The organism is Phocaeicola abscessus CCUG 55929, assembly GCF_000312445.1.
GTDB lineage: Bacteria > Bacteroidota > Bacteroidia > Bacteroidales > Bacteroidaceae > Phocaeicola > Phocaeicola abscessus.
The window spans coordinates 15,839-35,878 of sequence record NZ_HE997185.1 but is presented as its reverse complement, the minus strand read 5'-3'; the positions used below and the strand labels follow the sequence as shown (position 1 = coordinate 35,878).

17 protein-coding genes are annotated in these 20,040 nt (G+C 46.7%); 6 read left to right on the top strand and 11 right to left on the bottom strand.

Going from position 1 to position 20,040, the window contains the following annotated elements:
• Window positions 1-2: 2 nt before the first annotated feature.
• The 4 genes from BN102_RS08170 to BN102_RS08155 all read right to left on the bottom strand — a co-directional run bounded on the left by BN102_RS08170 (window position 3) and on the right by BN102_RS08155 (window position 4,658).
• The gene (locus BN102_RS08170) at window positions 3-737 is read right to left on the bottom strand and encodes a glycosyltransferase (protein ID WP_019208635.1); all 735 of its coding nucleotides are present in this window, start codon (window positions 735-737) and stop codon (window positions 3-5) included.
• Entirely contained in the window at window positions 734-2,392 is a 1,659-nt protein-coding gene (locus BN102_RS08165; RefSeq protein ID WP_019208634.1) for an ArnT family glycosyltransferase, read from the bottom strand. Before BN102_RS08165 ends, BN102_RS08170 begins: the two co-directional genes overlap by 4 nt.
• 182 nt (window positions 2,393-2,574) lie before the next feature.
• On the bottom strand, window positions 2,575-4,149 hold the full coding sequence (locus tag BN102_RS08160; RefSeq protein ID WP_019208633.1) for an Rne/Rng family ribonuclease: 1,575 nt from the start codon (window positions 4,147-4,149) through the stop codon (window positions 2,575-2,577).
• A 233-nt stretch (window positions 4,150-4,382) separates the two neighbouring features.
• Window positions 4,383-4,658 (bottom strand): HU family DNA-binding protein, encoded by a 276-nt coding sequence (locus BN102_RS08155; protein WP_019208632.1) that lies wholly within the window; start codon window positions 4,656-4,658, stop codon window positions 4,383-4,385.
• A 193-nt stretch (window positions 4,659-4,851) separates the two neighbouring features.
• Here BN102_RS08155 and mutY point away from each other — a divergent pair, with 193 nt between their 5' ends.
• The 4 genes from mutY to BN102_RS08135 are packed head-to-tail and all read left to right on the top strand — an operon-like array spanning window position 4,852 to window position 8,432.
• The gene (mutY, locus tag BN102_RS08150) at window positions 4,852-5,898 is read left to right on the top strand and encodes an A/G-specific adenine glycosylase (protein ID WP_019208631.1); all 1,047 of its coding nucleotides are present in this window, start codon (window positions 4,852-4,854) and stop codon (window positions 5,896-5,898) included.
• A 23-nt stretch (window positions 5,899-5,921) separates the two neighbouring features.
• On the top strand, window positions 5,922-6,353 hold the full coding sequence (locus BN102_RS08145) for a single-stranded DNA-binding protein (protein ID WP_019208630.1): 432 nt from the start codon (window positions 5,922-5,924) through the stop codon (window positions 6,351-6,353).
• A gap of 36 nt (window positions 6,354-6,389) precedes the next feature.
• Window positions 6,390-7,769, top strand: a complete 1,380-nt coding sequence (gene gldE / locus BN102_RS08140) for a gliding motility-associated protein GldE (RefSeq protein WP_035456508.1) — start codon at window positions 6,390-6,392, stop codon at window positions 7,767-7,769.
• Between the two features lie 3 nt (window positions 7,770-7,772).
• Window positions 7,773-8,432, top strand: coding sequence for a 4'-phosphopantetheinyl transferase family protein (locus BN102_RS08135; protein ID WP_021311913.1), 660 nt, complete (start codon window positions 7,773-7,775; stop codon window positions 8,430-8,432).
• 55 nt (window positions 8,433-8,487) lie between these two features.
• On the opposite strand, the gene BN102_RS08130 is transcribed toward BN102_RS08135, so the two are convergent.
• The 3 genes from BN102_RS08130 to BN102_RS08120 form a co-directional block, all read right to left on the bottom strand.
• The gene (locus tag BN102_RS08130; protein ID WP_019208627.1) at window positions 8,488-10,416 is read right to left on the bottom strand and encodes an NAD(+) synthase; all 1,929 of its coding nucleotides are present in this window, start codon (window positions 10,414-10,416) and stop codon (window positions 8,488-8,490) included.
• A gap of 171 nt (window positions 10,417-10,587) precedes the next feature.
• The gene (locus BN102_RS08125; protein WP_019208626.1) at window positions 10,588-11,199 is read right to left on the bottom strand and encodes an OmpH family outer membrane protein; all 612 of its coding nucleotides are present in this window, start codon (window positions 11,197-11,199) and stop codon (window positions 10,588-10,590) included.
• 52 nt (window positions 11,200-11,251) lie between these two features.
• Entirely contained in the window at window positions 11,252-11,458 is a 207-nt protein-coding gene (locus BN102_RS08120; protein WP_019208625.1) for a hypothetical protein, read from the bottom strand.
• A 185-nt stretch (window positions 11,459-11,643) separates the two neighbouring features.
• On the opposite strand from BN102_RS08120, the gene BN102_RS08115 reads away from it, so the two are divergent.
• Together BN102_RS08115 and BN102_RS08110 are read left to right on the top strand one after the other, a co-directional pair.
• A complete protein-coding gene (locus BN102_RS08115) occupies window positions 11,644-13,104 on the top strand; it encodes an aminoacyl-histidine dipeptidase (protein ID WP_036787871.1) in 1,461 nt (486 codons plus the stop codon).
• A gap of 1 nt (window position 13,105) precedes the next feature.
• Window positions 13,106-14,116, top strand: coding sequence for an endonuclease/exonuclease/phosphatase family protein (locus BN102_RS08110; protein WP_019208623.1), 1,011 nt, complete (start codon window positions 13,106-13,108; stop codon window positions 14,114-14,116).
• Between the two features lie 15 nt (window positions 14,117-14,131).
• On the opposite strand, the gene BN102_RS08105 is transcribed toward BN102_RS08110, so the two are convergent.
• From BN102_RS08105 to BN102_RS08085, 4 genes are all read right to left on the bottom strand, one after another.
• Window positions 14,132-15,262, bottom strand: a complete 1,131-nt coding sequence (locus BN102_RS08105) for a TlpA disulfide reductase family protein (RefSeq protein WP_019208622.1) — start codon at window positions 15,260-15,262, stop codon at window positions 14,132-14,134.
• A gap of 60 nt (window positions 15,263-15,322) precedes the next feature.
• Window positions 15,323-15,790, bottom strand: coding sequence for a nucleoside deaminase (locus BN102_RS08100; protein WP_019208621.1), 468 nt, complete (start codon window positions 15,788-15,790; stop codon window positions 15,323-15,325).
• Between the two features lie 689 nt (window positions 15,791-16,479).
• Window positions 16,480-18,615: a SurA N-terminal domain-containing protein gene (locus tag BN102_RS08090; protein WP_036787866.1), complete on the bottom strand. Its 2,136-nt coding sequence runs from the start codon at window positions 18,613-18,615 to the stop codon at window positions 16,480-16,482.
• Between the two features lie 111 nt (window positions 18,616-18,726).
• Window positions 18,727-19,983 (bottom strand): hemolysin family protein, encoded by a 1,257-nt coding sequence (locus BN102_RS08085; protein ID WP_035456517.1) that lies wholly within the window; start codon window positions 19,981-19,983, stop codon window positions 18,727-18,729.
• Window positions 19,984-20,040: the final 57 nt, after the last annotated feature.

Here is a 20,040-nt window from a genome sequence, read left to right as displayed (position 1 = left end):
GGTCAGACGGTGAAATTGTTTTCGTCAATGCGATACCGGATGTACCTCTTCTTCATCCATCGATAGGCGAAGCAATCCGTGAACGGACCGGCCAGCCGGTTCCACAGATGATATTTCGACACACCGGCGATTCTGGGATAATGCCGCACGGGAACTTCCTTGAACTTCCCGCCTTCCAATATCATCAGGGCTGGTAAGAAGCGATGCATGCCATTGAAGAAAGGTAATCGTTGGGCATAGTCGGTCCACATCACTTTCAGGGGGCACCCTGTATCCGTGGCTGTATCGCCGGTCATGGCGCGACGGAAACTGTTGGCTATTTTAGATTGCAAACGCTTGAAGCTCGAATCCTTACGGTGGGCTCTGATACCTGAGACCAGCTGATAGCGAGGGGCGTATTTCAGGAGCAGGTTGAAATCGTCCGGATCCGTTTGGAGATCGGAGTCTATGTACCCCACATACTTGCTTTGCGCCGTATCGATACCCGCTTTCATGGCCGTACTCAGTCCGCGGTTCTCATCGAAGCTGATATAATAAAAGTCTTTGTTTCGTCGACACATCTCTTTCATGCGCTGCAGACTGTCATCCTTCGAGCCGTCGTTTACCAGCAAGATGCAGGCGGAGACCGAAGCTGTCGATAAAAAAGCGGCCAGCCGTTGTTCCAACTGTTCCATGTTAGCCTGTTCGTTGTAAACGGGCACGACGATGGTCAATTCATATGCTGACGTATTGTTCATTGCTTTAATTTTAATAAAGTAACTCGGTTCAGGAATTCTTCATGGTAATGCTTTTGGAGTTTCGGATGCCGATTGTCATCGTAGATTCCGATCAGCGTCGTATCGACTTTCTGGAGTAACGCTTCGGGAAGTTCGTCTTTTACCGGTTTTCGCGTAATAAGGACACAAGGCAAGGCTTTCAGGAAAGCTTCCCCGTCGTTCATCTCCAAGGGCAAAATCTTACGGTTGGCCTCGTAAACGAGTTCGATTCTCAATTCCTCTTCCGGATGGTGATAGAAAGGTATGCCTTTCAATTCGTCGATCTCCCGCGTTCCGCGAATAGAGTTGAATTCCGGATTCGTGAACGACCGACCGATCACACCGAATAAAAGACATTCCGCCACGATAAAGAGAGCCGTTACCCCAAACAGTAATCGCCTCGGCTTGAACTGCACCGTCGCTACCCATAACCAAACGGCGACGCCAAGCACCGACATGGTGGCGATAATCGCGATGGGAAGCGAGATAAGCTCTTTTCTGTAACCGTATAGATAGATCAGGGCAGGGATCGCCGCGGCGATCGTCGAAATAAGCCCCCCATTTATATAGAATAAAAGGCGACTCGTCTTATCAAGATCCCGTTCCTTGCAGAAGTGATAGATAAGAAAGCCCACCGCCAGCGAACAGGGCACCATCATCGGAACCAAATATCTCATTTTTTTCTCGGGCATTAGGGAAAGGAGGAACAAAGCGGCTAACATCCACCAGAGAGTGAACAAGTATTCCCGCCTGTCGGCGATCACCCTTTTCCAGTACGGAACGGCAAGGGAGGCCAATGCGAGCAGTGCCCAGACTCCTGTCTCTACAAAAAAACGCCAATAGTAATACCACGGCCGGACATTATGGTGAAGCCATGCTCCCGACTCTTTCTGTATGACGGCATGGACAGCCTCGGGATGAAAGAGGATGAGATAGATATACCACCAAGAACTGATTCCTACACAAAGCAGGATCATGACGCAAAAAGCGCTCCATTTCCCTTTCATGGAAGGGCGTCTATAAACGAGTGCTGCGATGAGGAAAGGGAGGAGCAAGGCGTAGAAAGAAACAGGTCCTTTGCTGAGAAACGACAGCCCCATCCCAATGCCTGCCAGCGAGAAATTTCGCCACAGACAGGCGCGTCGCCGATCGCGGTGATCGGCATACAAGCCCTTCCATAAAAAGAAGACGGCGCCCATCATGAAAGCGTGGCAGTATACGTCCCACGTGGCAGTACGGCCGATCAAGACGATATTATAACAGGTCAGAAAAACCAAGGTCGCAATACCGGCATATTCCTTCTTTTTGGAAATTTCCAATGCGGTCAGATAGAAGAAGAGCGTCCATACCACGCCCATCATTCCTGCTGCCGCTCTTTGAGCTTTCAGATTGTCGGGTACAACGGTTTCGACCACGGCAGCCACCCAGGTGGGTAAGGGTGGCTTTTCCAACCTCAGTTCGCCGTTCATGGTAGGAACAAGCCAATTTCCGTCGGACACCATTTCGCGTGCCGTAACGATATTGCGTGATTCCATGATATCCGTCTGAAGCGCCCCGTTGTTCACGAAGAAAGCAGCTATACAGAGCGTTATGATCCACATGTATCTGTTCATGATCGACTCATTCCGTTTTTTCATCCGGTGCAAAGATATTTCAAATCTATTAATAATATCGGATCTTTTCGTTATCTTTTCTATCAGTAAGGTAAATTTTATAATCTCTACAAAAGGAGTCTTCGCCTGGCAAAGGCCGGCGCATATCGCGTCCCCCTTGCCTCGAAGCATAAAAAGAAGAGGGTGTATGGTACACCCTTTTCCTCTCATTTGATTTCCTTCTCTTCTTTCATGTCTATTTCCTCTCCGTGCTCGTCGGTAAATCGATATTGCAGGAAGGCCAGACTTTGATCCGGAATAATTCGTATGCCCAATCCGTATTGTATTTGCCATCTTCGTTTCAAGGAAACAAATCCTTTGGCGATATAGGCTGCTACATACGGATGGATGTACAGCTTGAACTTTTTAATTTTCAGTTTATGAACCAGATAGTCGATTTTATTCTCCAAGGCATCGGTAAACAGGATGGATGATTTGATGCGTCCTTTTCCGAAACAGGTCGGACATTCCTCGTCGGTGCTCACGTCCATAGCAGGACGGACGCGTTGTCGCGTAATTTGCATCAGACCGAATTTGCTCAGGGGTAAGATATTGTGTTTCGCTCTGTCTTTCTGCATGTTTTTACACATGCGTTCGTAGAGTTTTTGTCGGTTTTCAGCCAAATTCATGTCGATAAAGTCGACGACGATAATCCCTCCCATATCGCGGAGCCTCAGCTGGCGCGCCAATTCGTCGGCAGCGCCGATGTTAACGTCAATAGCGTTTTCCTCCTGTCCGTTGCCCGATTTGGATCGATTTCCGCTGTTTACGTCTACCACGTGCAATGCTTCCGTATGTTCGATGATCAGGTAAGCGCCGCTTTTATACGTGACGATTTTACCGAAGGAAGCCTTGAGCTGTTTGGTAATTCCGAAATTATCGAAGATCGGCAGTTTGCCCGTGTACAGTTTGACGATGCTCTCCCGTTCAGGAGCGATGAACTTAACATAATCCCTGATCTCGTGAAGAACCGTTTCGTCGTTCACATAAATGTTCTCATAGGAGGGATTGAACAAGTCGCGAAGCATGCCGACCGTCCGACTCGTTTCTTCATAAACGAGTGCCGGCAATTTGGTCGTCTTCTGTACTTTGGTGATCATACTTTCCCATCGTTGAAGTAGAAGTTTTAATTCCCCATCGAGTTCGGCGACGCGCTTGCCTTCCGCCACCGTTCGCACAATCACCCCAAAGTTTTTCGGCTTGATGCTTTGCAACAACTGCTTTAGTCGGGCTCGTTCTTCGCTCGATTTGATTTTTTGAGAAACGGAGACCTTGTCGTTGAAAGGAATGAGCACCAAGAATCGTCCGGCAAACGATAAATCACACGTCAGGCGAGGCCCTTTCGTAGAGATCGGTTCCTTTACTATCTGTACAATTACTTCCTGCCCTTGTTTCAAAATGGTGGAAACTGTTCCATCTTTCTCAATATCAGGCATCATGGTAGCTTTTGTAATAGGAAAAAGCTTTTTCCGATCACTTAAAACTTGCTTCAAATATTTCTGAAAAGAATAAAATTGAGGACCGAGGTCCAAATAATGAAGAAAAGCATCTTTTCCAAAGCCGACATCCACGAAACAGGCATTCAATCCAGGCATTAATTTCTTGATTCTCCCGAAATACATATCCCCTACATTGAAGGAAGCACTTCTTCCTTCCTTTTGAAATTCCACCAATTGCTTATCTTCGGTAAGCGCAATGGAAATATCCTTAGGTTGTACGTCAATTACTAATTCGCTTGTCACTTTTATATATTTAATTTTACTTTTCTTTTAAATAAAGAACAAACCGCGAAAGTCGATGAAATATACTTTACAAGGTTTGTTCTTTATTTGTGTCGGTAACAGAGCACAAATTATTTATTCTTATGTCTGTTCTTACGTAATCTTTTCTTCCGTTTGTGCGTAGACATTTTATGTCTTTTTTTCTTTTTTCCGCTTGGCATAGCTCTGAAAGTTTAAATGTTAGTAATATATGATTATTTCTTGACCAAAAGATTGAAATTCTTCGCCGGTTTGAATGAGGGAATCTTATGTTCAGGAACGATAATAGTGGTATTTTTAGAAATATTTCGAGCCGTCTTCTGAGCGCGAACTTTCACAATAAAACTGCCAAAACCGCGAAGATAAACATTTTCTCCTTCTGAAAGAGAGTCTTTAATTGAATTCATGAATGCTTCGACAATAGCTAATACTTCTGGCTTCGACATTCCTGTTTTCCCTGAAATTTCATTAACGATATCCGCTTTAGTCATTTTTGCCTAAATTATATTGTTACACAAATTATTAATATTTCACACATGTGATTGAATAGGACTGCAAATATAGTACTTTTCTGTTTTTTAATGAAACATTTCCCCAAATAATTTCATAAAAAATTAGATGTTAAGCATTTATCGTTTAATTTTGCATGCGAAAAAAGGAGTATCATCTTTCTTCTGATAGATTATGAGCGATTTCAGTAATATTTTAATCGACTGGTACGGGGATCATCAACGCGACTTACCGTGGAGAAAGACCAAAGATCCTTATCTTATCTGGGTTTCGGAGGTTATACTTCAACAGACGAGAGTAGAACAAGGCTATGAGTATTACGAACATTTCGTGAAACGATTCCCCGACGTATTCACACTGGCTGCTGCCGAAGAAGACGAAGTCATGAAACATTGGCAAGGTTTAGGATATTATTCGAGAGCGAGAAACATGTATGCCGCAGCAAAGACGATGGCTTCAACCGGCGGATTCCCGACAAGCTATGAAGCCGTGCGCGCTTTAAAGGGAGTAGGAGATTATACGGCCGCCGCCATTTGTTCATTTGCTTATGATATGCCCTATGCCGTAGTCGATGGAAATGTATTTCGAGTGCTTTCCCGATGGTTGGGAATCGATCGACCGATCGATTCGAGCGAAGGGAAAAAGATGGTAAACGCCGCCGCGAAAGAATTACTCGATAAGCAACGCGCTGCCTTATACAACCAGGCCATTATGGAATTTGGAGCGCTGCAATGCACGCCGTCGGCGCCAGCTTGTCTGTTCTGCCCCTTTGCAGACAGTTGTTTCGCCCTACATCACGGGACGGTCGACGTGCTTCCCGTCAAACGGCATCGTACCAAGGTGAGTAACCGCTATTTCAACTACCTGTTTGTCAGGATGGGAGACGAAACATTCATTCATAAGCGGACGGTCGACGACATCTGGAAAAATCTCTACGAATTACCCTTAATAGAAACGGACAAAGATCTTCCCGAAGAAGAATTTTATGCTTCAGCCGATTTGCAGACCTTGTTCGACAAGCACGACAAACCCTCCTTCCGACTGGTTAAAAGGGGAATAAAGCATGTACTATCGCATCGGGTGATCCACACCAATTTTTACGAAGTTGTTTTGCCTCCGGAATCCAACTCTTTTCGAGAATATCAGCGGATAAAGATCAGTAATTTGCATAAATTTGCCGTCTCTCGTTTGATTAATCAGTTTCTTTCTGTAATTTTGTAGCAACAAACTAAAACATAGCCGTTATGTCATTAAATAAAGTTCAGTTAATAGGCAACGTAGGGAGAGATCCGGAAGTGCGATACTATGATAATAACCAGGCAGTAGCTACTTTTACCTTAGCTACTACTGAACGGGGGTATACTTTGGCTAACGGGACGCAGGTCCCCGACCGTACGGAATGGCATAATATCGTGCTGTGGCGCGGTTTGGCTCAAGTTGCGGAAAAGTATGTGCATAAAGGTGATCTCTTGTATATTGAAGGGAAGATTCGCACCCGCCAGTATGACGATCAGAATGGCGTTCGTCGGACGCGACTCGAGATTTATGCCGACAATATGGAAATGCTTTCCAACAAAGGCGCTCAACCACGACAGTCGGCATTCACGCCACAACAAGCGGAAACGCCCTCAGCTTCCACCGAACAATCTTCTGCTGAGGAAGGGTTGCCATTCTAACGAAATTCACTCGATGTCTAACTAAATATATTTTCCTTGGACCCTGACTCGTATTCATCCGGTATAGAATCTTTATGTGACGGTGTGACAATGATGACTCCGAGTATCGGAGCCATCGTGGCTTTCATCATAGCCGTCGTCTTGTTAGGCTGCTCAGCTTTTGTCTCCGCTTCCGAGATCGCATTCTTCTCCCTGTCCCCGACCGATTTGAGCGAAATAGATAAGGAGGAATTACCGGCCGATTCGCGTATCAAAGCTTTACTTCATGATTCGGAACACTTGTTGGCGACGATCTTGATATCCAACAATTTTGTGAATGTAACGATCATCCTACTTTTAAATTACTTTTTCTCAAAGGTGATCGTCTGGGGGCATGCGGTCGTACTCCAATTCATTGTGATTACCGTCATCCTGACCTTCCTCCTGCTGCTTTTCGGCGAAATCATGCCAAAGCTTTATTCCGTCCAACATACACTGCAATTCGTCAGGACGGCAGCTCCGGTATTATCCGGTTTGAAGAAGTTATTTTCTCCTTTATCCGGCCTGTTGGTACGCTCTTCTTTTTTCGTGAATAAGATAGTGGGGAAGAAGAGATACAACATCTCTGTGGACGATTTATCGCAAGCCTTGGAACTGACCGATAAAAAAGAAATATCCAATGAAAGTACGATTCTGGAAGGTATCATCCGTTTCGGCGGAGAAACCGCCAAAGAGATTATGACCCCCCGCATGGATATGGTCGATTTGGAGATCAACGCAACCTATCGGGAAGTACTGAAATGCATTGTCGATAATGTTTATTCCAGAATTCCGATTTATTCGAAAACACCGGACACTATAAAAGGGATCCTGTACATCAAGGACCTGTTGCCGCATTTGAATAAACCGGAGAATTTCCGTTGGCAAAGTCTGATCCGCCCGGCCTATTTCGTGCCGGAAACCAAGATGATCGACGACTTGCTGCGCGAGTTTCAACAGAACCGCATACACATCGCCATCGTAGTCGACGAATTCGGAGGTACGTCGGGCATCGTGACGATGGAAGACATTATCGAAGAAATCGTAGGCGAAATCAGCGACGAATACGATGAGGACGAACGGCAATACATAAAGTTGAACGACTATACTTACATCTTCGAAGGGAAGACCTTGCTGAGCGACTTCTATAAGATACTGGATACCGATTCCGATGTCTTCGAGGACATTGAAGGGGAAGCCGATACGCTGGCAGGTTTGCTCCTCGAAATCAAAGGAGACTTTCCCCGACTTCATGAGAGGATGGATTACGGGAATTTCCACTTCGAAATATTAGCCATGGATACGCGCCGGATCAAGCGAGTAAAAGTCACGATCAATCCGTCGGACGGTTCTGAGAAAAGAGAAAGCCTGCCGAAAGAAAACGACGGAAAAGACTGACGTATGCCTTTGTTTCATATCATTCAGCAATCGAACTTGTCGATCGGTATCTGGAAAATAACGGAATCCGGCGAAGAGCTGGCGACTCGGGCAACCTGTCAAGACGACGATCCAAGCATCTTGAAAAGCGAGGTGCGAAAACAAGAGCGGTCGGCCGTACAAATCCTTCTAAAGACGATGCTGAACGGGGAAGAAGAATCCGTCCTTTACCATCCTTCCGGCAAACCTTTCCTGAAAGGAGGAGAGGGGTTTATCAGTATTTCTCACACGAAAGGCTATGTAGCGATTGCGCTTCATCCTAATCATGAGACGGGAATAGATATCGAACGATACGGCGACCGCGTTCTAAGAGTGATGCCCCGTTTCGTGCACAAAGACGAAGAAGCGACCATCCTCAACGCTTCGTGGGCTCCTTCCGTCATACCCTTGCGCTCGAACGAGATATACGCTGCTTTGCTGCATTGGTCTGCCAAAGAAACCATTTACAAGATCATGGGCTCCATCGACGTAGATTTGCTTCATCGTATCAAGATCATGCCCTTCGAACTTCGCGAAAAAGGAATATTCGAGGGCAGGGAATACGGTTCGTCTGCCCAAAAGCGCTTTAGCATACATTATTCGCTCCATCCCGACTTCGTGTTGACCTACACCGTCGATAAATAGCATACGCTAACAGATGAAAAGGGTAGGGGCAAGTCCTGGGACCAAAGAATATCCCTTACAGCTCTTCGCATTCTTTCAGCCACAGGGTAGGGCTGGCATCGCTCGGCATGTGCCAGTTGCCTCGCGGACTAAGAGCCACACTGCCCACTTTCGGTCCGTCGGGCAGGCATGAGCGCTTGAACTGTTGTTGGAAGAATCGCCGGAAAAAGAGATGGATCCATTTTTTTATGACTTCTTCTGTATATTTCCCTTTGAAAGCGCGGGCGGCCAAAAGGAAGATCTTGCTCGGTCGGTAGCCGAACCGGAAGAAATAGTACAGGAAGAAATCGTGCAGCTCGTACGGGCCTATCAAGTCCTCCGTCTTTTGGCGGATGTTTCCCTGTTCGTCGGCAGGAATCAACTCCGGACTGATGGGGGTGTCGACAATGTCCGAGAGTATTTTCTTCGTAGCTTCGTCGACACCGTTACGGGCAATCCAGGAGACCAGATGTGCGATCAACGTCTTGGGAATACCCGCATTCACGCTGTACATCGACATATGGTCGCCATTGTAGGTCGCCCAGCCCAAAGCAAGTTCCGACAAGTCTCCCGTCCCTACCACCAATGCGCCGACTTGATTGGCTATATCCATCAATATTTGGGTGCGTTCTCTGGCTTGACTATTTTCATACGTTACGTCGTGCACATCCGCCCGGTGCCCAATGTCTTTAAAATGCTGGATGCACGCCTCTTTGATGTCGATTTCCCGAACTGTCACGCCCACTGCTTTCATCAGGTTTACAGCGTTTCGGTGCGTCCTGTCGGTGGTGCCGAATCCGGGCATGGTCACGGCAATGATACCTTCGTGCCCCATTTTCAGTTGGTCGAATACATGCACACAGACCATTAAAGCCAAGGTAGAGTCCAGCCCTCCCGAAATACCGACAACCAGTTTCTCGCATCGGGTATGATCCATTCGTTTAATGAGGCCGGCGATCTGAATGCGGAAAATCTCTTCACAGCGTTCGTCCAACTTGTTCGGATCTTCCGGAACGAACGGATACGGAGAATAGGTTCGCGTTAATACCAAGTCGGGACGATTGAGGAATTCGGTGTTTATATGCTTGACGGGAAGCTGTTTGCACTCGCCGATACTCGCGGTGAAAGCGGTATTGACGCGACGTTCGTTGCGTATTCTGTCTACATCCACTTCGCCGATTATCAACTGTTCTTTATATTGAAATCGCTTGGAAACGGCGATTTGATGTCCGCATTCATAGATGAATCCGTTGCCGGCGAAGACGAGATCTGTCGTCGATTCGCCGTATCCGCAGGAACTGTATACGTATCCCGACAGGCAGCGTGCCGATTGCTGAGCGATTAAGGAAAGCAGATATTCGTGTTTTCCGATACATTCGCTCTCGGCGGAAAGGTTAAAGACGATTTCTGCACCTTTCAGCGCTAAGGTCGAGCTGGGAGGAATGGGAGCCCATAGGTCTTCGCACAGTTCGATACCAAAGCATGTTTCCGACGTATCGAACAGCAGGTGCGAGCTCACGGGAACCAATTGACCGCAAATCCGCATCTCGCCTTCCGGTACTTCGCCGGCAGCGGAAAACCAGCGTTTTTCATCGCATGCTTTGTCGTTCGGCAAATAAGTTTTGGGAACGATACCCACGATCTTACCTTTTTGAACGACTACCGCGCTGTTCAAAAGAGATTTTTCGTATGCGATCGGCATTCCGATAATGGAAATAATGTTCATCTGTCGAGTATCGTTCAATATCTTCATCAAAGCAATCTCCGCCTCCTCGAGTAAGAGCGTCTGTCGGAACAGATCGCCGCAGGTATAACTCGTCACGCATAATTCCGGAAAAGCGATGATTTCGATGCCTTTTCCTTCTGCTACCGCAATGAGATTTTCTATTTGCTGAGCATTGAATCCGCAGTCCGCCACCTTCCCCATGGGGATAGCCGTAGCCACTTTTACGAAACCGTATTTCATATTTTAGTTTTATTTATGCTACAAAAATAGGGATTAAATTGCAATTTAACAGTTAAAAGGGAGAAAAAACTGTATGAGCTTAAAAGATGAAGCGCTCCCGGAAATGACATAAAATGTTCCGAGGGCGCTTTGTTGGGGGAGACAGCTCGTTTCCTTTCGATGATTGTTCGTTTATTTTTTCTTCGAAATGTAACGGGCGTTCAATCCTTTCACAATTTCGTCGGTGATGTTGAACGCTTGTTTGGCGTAGAGCAAATTGTCGAGGCCCGAATTGCTGAAGATCAAATCGTAATTCTTCGTCTTGTTGTATTCTTTCAGAAAAGAAGAGATGGAATCGCGTAATTCTAAATTGTTCTTCTGTTGCATAGCGGCAAACTCATCGCTCAGACGTTGTTGTTGTTGTTGCAAATCCTGTTGTTGTTTAAGGATTCGCTGTTGTTCCTGTTGAGCGCGTTCTTGCGAAGCGAAGCCGTTATTCTGGACTTTCCGTTCCCATTCGCGGGCATCCGCATCCAATCTTTTAGCCTTTTCATTTAAAGTCGTGCGGATATTTTCTTCTTTTTGCAGCATCAATTCGTTCAAATCTTTACAAAAATTATATTTGCTCAACAAAGAATCAATTTCTACATAAGCTATTTTCAGGTTACCGTTAGGCGCGACCTCATCAGCTGCCGTAGCTACCGGCGGCACGTCGGCTTTATTACGATTGTTCGCACACTGGGTAAACGGCAGCATTATTGCTGCAGCAAAGAATCCTTTGATAAGGACGTTTTTTGTTTTCATAACTATTTCGCATATTTAATAATTTCCACATGTAAATCAATCGTTGCGGCCTCTAACGCTCAGGAACGGCATGTTCGTTCCCTTTTCGGGCTTCCCGGTCCTGCGCTTCCACACATCGGATACCTTGACGGTTAAGGGCTTTGTTTCCGTCGATATGAAAATTCGGAAATTTCCCTTTTATCCACACTCCAATGCCTAATAATCCGACACAGATAGCAACTATTAACAAAGTTATCAGCAGCATTTCAATCATTTCCATTAAATTTGTAGGGCAAAGCCACGACATTCGTATCCGTTTTTGCCATATTTATGTTGCAAATATAAACTTTTGTACGCACTTAATTGGGTCTTTCGGCTAAAAAAAAACGGAAAAATGAAGAAAGTGGCAATTTTAACTGATTTTTGCATGAAATTCAGCAATATTAATCTAAATATACGATTATGATGGAGATTAAAGATTTAAAACCTGCGTCAGTTTTTCACTATTTTAGTGAAGTCTGTAAAGTGCCTCGCCCTTCGAAGAAAGAGGAACAGATTATTGCTTTCCTGAAAGCATTCGGTAGGGAACAGGGGTTGAAAACGATGGTCGATGAAGTGGGAAATGTACGTATCGACAAACCTGCAACTCCCGGCATGGAGCATTGTAAGAAGGTGATTTTGCAATGCCACGAAGACATGGTTTGCGAAAAGAATGCCGACGTAAAACATGATTTTCTTAAAGACCCTATTCAACCGTATGTTGAAGGCGAATGGTTGCGTGCCAAAGGTACGACGTTGGGAGCCGACGATGGTATCGGTATTGCAGCATGCCTGGCCATTCTCGCTGCCAAAGATATTCAGCACGGCCCTATAGCGTGCATCTTTACCCGTGACGAGGAGACAGGCATGACAGGAGCTTTCGGAATGAAAAACGATTTCATGGAGGGCGGCGATATGCTTATCAACCTGGATTCGGAAGACGAAGGAGAAATGTTTATCGGTTGTGCCGGCGGCGCAAATACCGAAGCCGATTTCAGGTTCAAGCGCGTACCCGTCCCCGAAGATTTCTATTTCTTCCGCGTGCAAATAAAAGGCCTGAGCGGAGGACATTCCGGCGACGATATCGATAAGGGACGTGCGAATGCCAACAAGTTGTTGGTGCGTTTCTTGGTGAAGATAGCCGATAAGTATCCGTTTTATCTTTGCCACATCGATGGTGGAAACTTGCATAATGCCATTCCTCGGGAAGCTCATGCCCTTTGTGCGGTGCCCATGGAAGTAAAAGAACACGTCCGCATCGATTTGAATAGGTATACGGTCGAATTGGAAAACGAGTTTTCCGTTACGGAACCGAACCTTGCTGCCGACCTCGTTTCGGAAACAAGAGTGAAAGAGGCGATCGATCCGCAGGTAGCGAGGAAGATGCTTCGCACCCTATATGCCGTGCACAATGGCGTATATGCGATGAGTCAGGATATTCCAGGCTTAGTGGAAACTTCTTCCAATTTAGCTTCTGTCAAGATGCTCGACGGCCAGGTGCATGTAGTTACCAGCCAACGCAGTTCCATCGAATCGCAACGGGAAGATGTTTCCGAAGCAGTTCGTTCCGCCTTCCTCTTGGGAGGAGCGGAAGTAGCGACGAGCGATGGATATCCCGGCTGGAAGCCGAATCCTCGTTCAGAGATTCTCCAAATCACCGTCGACAGTTATAAGCGTTTGTTCGGCAAGGAACCGAAAGTGAGAGCGATCCATGCGGGGTTGGAGTGCGGATTGTTCTTGCAGTCCTATCCGAATTTGGATATGGTTTCGTTCGGCCCGACCATGCGCGGCGTACATTCCCCCGACGAACGTTTGCTGATCCCGACTGTCGACATGTTCTGGAATCATCTGCTGGATGTTTTGAAGAACATACCTCGGAAAGCTTGATATGAGAAAAGGTATTTTATTGTTTTATTGGGGCTGTCTGGCTGCCGTAATGCAAGCCGGACAGCCTTTTCGCGTGATGTTCTATAACGTAGAAAATCTGTTTGATACGCGACATGACTCATTGAAAAACGATTACGAATTTCTTCCCGATAGTCCCAGAGGATGGACCTATTCCCGTTATCGGGATAAGTTGAACAAGATTGCCAAGGTGATTGTCGCCGCAAGTGCGGAGAATGTTCCCGATTTGGTAGGACTTTGTGAAGTGGAAAACGACCGTTGCCTGACAGATTTGGTAAAATATTCGCCGCTGCGCGAAGCAGGATACCGGTACGTCATGACAAATTCGCCGGACAAACGAGGAATCGATGTCGCACTCTTGTATCAGCGGGGCACCTTCAAACTCTTGGGAAAGCAAGCTATTCCGATTCCCCGAGGAATCGTAAAACTGCCTCCTACACGGGACATCCTGCATGTCACGGGGGAGGTTTTGTCGGGAGATACGCTGGACGTATTCGTTTGCCATATGCCTTCAAGGGCAGGGGGCGAGGAAATCAGCTTGCCTTATCGGCGTTTCACCTCGCAGATCTTGCGGCAGGCCGCCGATTCCGTGATGGCGATCCGCAAACATCCGAACGTACTTATCATGGGCGATTTCAATGATTATCCCAAAGATGAAGCGATCTACAAAGTGTTGAAAGCGAAAAAACCGAAGCTGTTCGTCAAGGCGAGAAAACTTTATAACCTGATGGACGGCCGGAACGGCGGAACTTATCGCTACCGCGGTATGTGGGGAATACTCGACCAATTGATCGTTTCCGGCTATCTATTGGCGGGACATGAGGGGATGCGCACCCATTACAAGAAAGCACAAATCCTGAAGTATCCTTTTCTCTTGGAAGAGGATGACCGTTACGGCGGAGAAGTTCCTTTCCGAACCTATTGGGGAAAGAGGTATCACGGCGGATACAGCGATCATCTCCCGGTATGTGTGGATTTCGAAGTAGGCGAGTAGCGTTTTTTCCGTTCGCTATTTCAGCAAATCTTTCAATTCCTCATAGAACTTAGGATCTTCGCCGACGGAAATTTTGACGATCTTTCCTGCGGGATCGAGAATGAGTTTGGTGGGATAACCTTGAATGCCGTACCTGCCCGAGATATCCGGATTACCGTCATTACGGACATGAATCCACGGTAATCGGTTGTTGGCCAAGAAAGCTTTCCAGTCTTCTGCTTTGTCGTTGCAATCGATGCTGACGATTTCCATCCGATGCTTATAGGTCGTATAAGTTTCCTGCATACTTGGAATACCTTTTATGCACCAGATGCACCAAGTCCCCCAGAAGTCGAGGAGGATATATTTTCCCTGATTGTAGATCGAGGATAAGGTAAAGTCGTTTCCGTTATGATCCTTCAGCGTAAAGTCGGGAGCCGGATTGCCTTCCTGGATTTTGTCAGCGACTTCCTGTCGGGCTTTTTCTTCGCGAGCGCGGGTCGAAGTCGTTCGGATGAAGTTTGCCAGCGGTCCGTCCTTTATATGGCCGGGCAGTCTGTCGAAACAGTCTAACAGTTCCGTGTCCATGTATTTGGCAGCCAGATAGACGGAGATGTTTTTATCGGGGTGAGCCAAGAGGTATGGCCGGACGATCTCTTTCTGTTTCTTCAGGTTTTCCTCCGCTTCTTTGGTGTAGGCGTCGGCTATCGAATCCTGTGAAGCGCCGGCTTCCAGAAGCTTTTGATATTTCTCCTCTAAATTCGGAACCGCAGATCTGAGCTGCTGTTCTATCTTGTCCAATTCCTTGAAGAAGGCAGAACCGTCGAAACGGGGCGCTTTTAACGTGCCGCCGAGGACGGCTTCTTCGCCCGGGATAAACAACAGCTCGATAGCGCCTTGAACGGAGGCTTCGCGAGTTCCCTCGCCATCGGGGAACAATGTCAGGATACGGGCGGTGGGGTATTTAAAGTCGTACCTAAACCGCCCGTTGTCCAACCGGATGGTGTCGACACGATCTAAGGCGGTAAAATCTTCGTTGACCACGAAAGCGAGTAGGCGATCGCCCGGGATACTGTCTAACTGTCCGCTGATCCGGTTCGGATGTCGGGGACCGCTTTGGCAAGCTGCGATAGCACTTGCACAGAGTAAGGCAAATAGTTTTTTCATTCTTTTTATTCTAATGTTATACGGCGTTCCTCCCTCTTTTCCGAAGCCTCGCCGGTTCCGTCAATAGGTTATTTTATCCGTCTTGTTCACCCAATCGTCGAACGCTTTCATCGCTTCCTGGCTGAGCAATCTCTCCGACGGCTTTTCGCGCCCTTCGGGCTTCAGGTTCATTTCATCGTAGATGAACGAATCGTCGAATCCGATCTTTGCGGCATCATCTTTATTGTTAGCATAGTAAATCTTGTCTAAACGCGCCCAATAAATCGCCCCTAAGCACATCGGACAAGGCTCGCAAGAGGTGTAGATTTCGCATCCGCTTAAGTCGAATGCCTTCAGTTTACGGGCAGCTGCACGGATGGCATTCACCTCTGCGTGCGCCGTGGGGTCATGCTGCGCCGTCACGCGGTTCTTTCCCGTAGCAATAAGCTCGCCGTTGCGTGCAATGATGGCGGCGAAGGGACCTCCTCCCTTTTTTATATTTTCGATAGAAAGACGGATTGCTTCACGCATCAGTTCCTCTTTGGTCATGGTCGTTTTTTTATTCCATTTGCAAAGAAACGAAAATTATTTTGTCTTTAAAAGTTTTACCCACCCTTATCGACCGTCGAAAAACAATTTTCAGGATTCGTGGCCGCTCTTCGGAAAAGGGATGGGAGATTCCGAATATACGTCCCACAACGTAGCTGGATACGTCCTACAACGTGGCCGGATACGTCCTACAACGTGGCCGGATACGTCCCACAACGTAGCTGGATACGTCCCACAACGTAGCCGGATACGTCCTACAACGTAGCTGGATACGTCCCACAACGTAGCTGGATACGTTCCGAACCCCGCCGGCGAGGTTGTTTATCCCGTCGGATAGGTGGTACAACCTATCCGGACACGTCCGGGACGTCAAATTTGAGGTTGTCTAACCTCGACGGACAGGTTATCCAACGTATCCGGCGAGGTTCGGAACGTCGAATTTGAGGTTGCTCAACGTATCCGGTGAGGTCCGGAACGTCGACGACGGGTTATCCGACGTGTCCGACGGCATCCGGAACGTCGACGGATCTATCTTGAACCTCGACGACAGGATGTTTTTCTCCGTCGGTGATATTTCCGACCTCGCCGAACAGGTTTCCCCGCCCGATACTTGGCGTTGCAACTCTCAAAAAGTGCACAGGCGGAAACCGATAACGATTTCCGCCTGCCCATCCTCGCAACGAGTTGCGTCAGAAGAACAGATAACGCGTATCTTTTACTTTCGCTTTTTCGTAAAGATCGGAAATAAACATGCTTGCATAGCGTTCGTTGGCCGTCTTGATACCTTCTTCCTCGGCAGCGTCGTCGAATTTTTCGGTACCTTCATTGCGGTCGATCACCTGCATGACATAAACGCCTGCATTCCCTTTAATGGGGGCGGTCGTTTTATTTACTTCCGTCTTGCTGGCATAAGCGCTCAGGACAGGCTCGCTCGCACGGGTGACAGCGACATAGACCGGAGCGGCGAATGTAATATGTTTCACCGTATCGCTTACCGCATCGGCCGTATTCTTTACCGTCGCATAATCTGCACCTTTCAATTGCGCCATGATTTGCTCCGCTTTCTTGTCCCGAAGAATTTCGACTTTTAACATATCGGCTACTGCGTTGATATTGCGATACCCTGCTTTGTGGATGCGATTCAAAATAACGACCATCATGTGATTATTGTCCCCGCATTCGAAGAGGGGAGAGACATCGCCTTCCTTTGCCGAGAAAATCCATTTGATGACCTCGCGCGTATTGTTGACTCCGCCTACGTAGTGTTCGGCGCTGCTATAGTCGGTACGCTCCAACAAATTATAGCCGCTTTCTTCCGCATTTTTCTCTACATCGTCTTTTTGGGTATTTTGAGCTACGAACTGACTGAAGTCGTTATAGGCTTTGTTGTAAGTTTCCTTGCTGAATTCAACCGGCCGTTTGACGACGACTATCCGGTACTTATCCTGAAATGCTTTTTTAGCAAGAACTTGGGTTAATATATATCCCTGACCGATTTTTTTGCTGTTCCATTCGTTCACCGTTGCCTTGATCAATGAATTTAAGAAATCGGCATTTTCTTCGCTCATGGAAGTGCCTTCGAAATGATGCGTATCGATCCAAGTCGACTCGCCGTTTTGTCCGTAAGCCTTTGCTATCGTTGCGAAGTCGGCACCGCTTTTCAATGCATGGAAGATGCTGTCGGCCAGGTTCCTGGTCTTTTCTTCCGTCTCGAGAGCGACTTGCAGTTGGCGAAATTGGATGGAGTCGGGAGAAGAAACACGGGAAAGAATGCGGAAAGCATTGTACGAATCGTCGGTTTGATTATAGAACGGGCCGAACACCTCGTTGATGGCGGCGGAATCGATGCGCGAACTGATATCCGCCGGCAAGATGGTTTTACTGATGGCCAAATTGTTGTAAGGAACAGTCGAACCGGTCGACCGAACGAAGGTAACCAGCTCCGTGTTAGGATTGGCGAGTTGTTCGGCATATTCCTGGACCTCTTTCAAGACTTCGGCCCGGTCGGCTTCGGAAGGAGTGACCGTGACATCGATATATTGAAAATCGCGAGTCTCTACGGCCTGTTTGAACGTCTCTTTCCGTTTAGCGTAAAGATCTCGAATCTCTTCTTTGTCGATCGTAATGGCAGAATCGGGGATCGAAGTGTATAGAACGGCAGCCAGCAACGCATCGGTTTGAACAGTACGATTGTTGAAATTATCTTCCGCATCAATCGGATTGGAGAGCAAAGATTTAGAAATCAGATTTTGATATTTCTCCGCCAAAGTCGATTCGCGGATGGTACGTTCGATGAATTTCCAGTAGGTGCCCAACTTCTGATAATATTCCACATATTGGGCGGGCATCTGACTGCTCTTGCCCAAGTTGGCATATTGAACGAGGAAATTCTTTAATTCGTCCTTATCAAAAGCCCCTGTCTGTTGGTTGCGGAACGGAGTCTGCAATAAAAGGGGATGAGCTCCCTCGTCGATAATCGACTGGATTTCTTTATCAGTAACTACTAATCCTAACTTTTCCGCTTCCGCAGCGATCAGCTCGTTGTTGACGTATGCCTGCCATACCTGATCCTTAACTCGTGTGAGCTGCTGATCATTCAGTGCCTGAAGGCCTTGCGACATTTTGATGACTTCCGAATATTCGTCCACCATCTTCTGGAAGTCTTGCACATTAATTGTCTTGCCGTTAATAACACCTACATCCTGTTTAGTCGTATGCGGCTGAATAACTTTCCACATATCGCCCGCAATAAAAGCGAAAAGGGCTAAACCGATTACAACGACCAATAAAGGGCCGTGAGATCTGATCTTTTGTAATGTTGCCATTTTATCAATTAAATTTTTATTATCGTTTCTTTTATTAGAGATTCGTAAATTGCGCCAAAGATACAAAAAAAAGAATTTTACTAACTACTTTTTGGCTGAAAAAGTCTCGGCTCATTCCTCCACTTTAAGTCGGACCAATTCGATACGGGTTGACGAGACCGTGACGATTTTAAATTGGAATTTGCCTATGGTGATGACTTCGTGCAGTTTGGGGAAACTTTGATAGTGATTCAGAATGAGTCCGGCGATGGTCTGGTATTCGTCGCTCTCGGGCAAGTCTAACGAAAAGAGTTCGTTGACTTTTTCTATTTCGAGTCGTCCGGAAAGTATGTATTCGTTGTTTCCCAAAGCCTTTGCAATGTAATTGCTCGTGTCGTGTTCATCTTCGATATCTCCGAAAATCTCTTCTACCAAATCTTCCAAAGCGATAATGCCGCTGGTACCCCCGAATTCGTCTACGACCACCGCCAGCGATCTCTTTTGCTGGATAAACAGTTTCAATAACTTGTGAGCCCCCATGGTTTCCGGCACGATAGGGAGCTTGCGGATATTATCTTTCCATGCTTTCGGATTACGGAACATTTCCGAAGAGTGGATATAACCGATGATATGATCCAGATTATCCCTGAATATGATGATCTTGCTGATACCGCTTTCTACGAAGCGATCCATCAGTTCATCGATAGATGCCTCGTATGGAACGGCTACGATTTCGGTTCGCGGCACCATGCAGTCGCGGATTTTCACATTCGTGAAGTCAAGCGCATTTTGGAAAATCTGGATATCCGTATCTATCTCTTCCTTTTTATCCTTCTCATCGATGCTGCTTTGGATGAAATAGTTTAAATCGACTTTTGAAAAGGCTTTATCACTGTCTTCTTTATTTACTTTCGTGCCCAGGAGGCGTAAAAAGATGCCGGATACGCCGGCAGCGAATTTGCTGATAGGGTAGAGGATGATATAACAAAAGTACGCGGGTAGAGCAAAGATACTTAAGGTCAGATTCGGGTTGATTTTGAATAGTGTCTTGGGCATGAATTCTCCTGTCACCAGAATGATTAAAGTGGATATGATCGTCTCGATCAAAACTCTGAAAAAGTCGTTTTGAATGAGGCCTTGCAACAAATGGTAATCTATCAGTTTGGCCATTAGGATGCCATAGATGACCAACGCTATATTATTTCCCACTAACATGGTGGAAATGAAATTGTTGGGATTTTTATAAAACACGGAAAGAATACGCGAAGTGATGCTGTTGCTCTTATCCATCTCGAAACGAAGCTTGTTCGAGGACACAAAAGCGATTTCCATTCCCGAGAAGAATGCCGAAAAAGTCATGGTGATCAGCAATTCTACAACAAGATTCATCATATTATTCTCTTTTAGGTTGTTGAGAGGGATTCGTTCTTATCGTATCGACTGGAG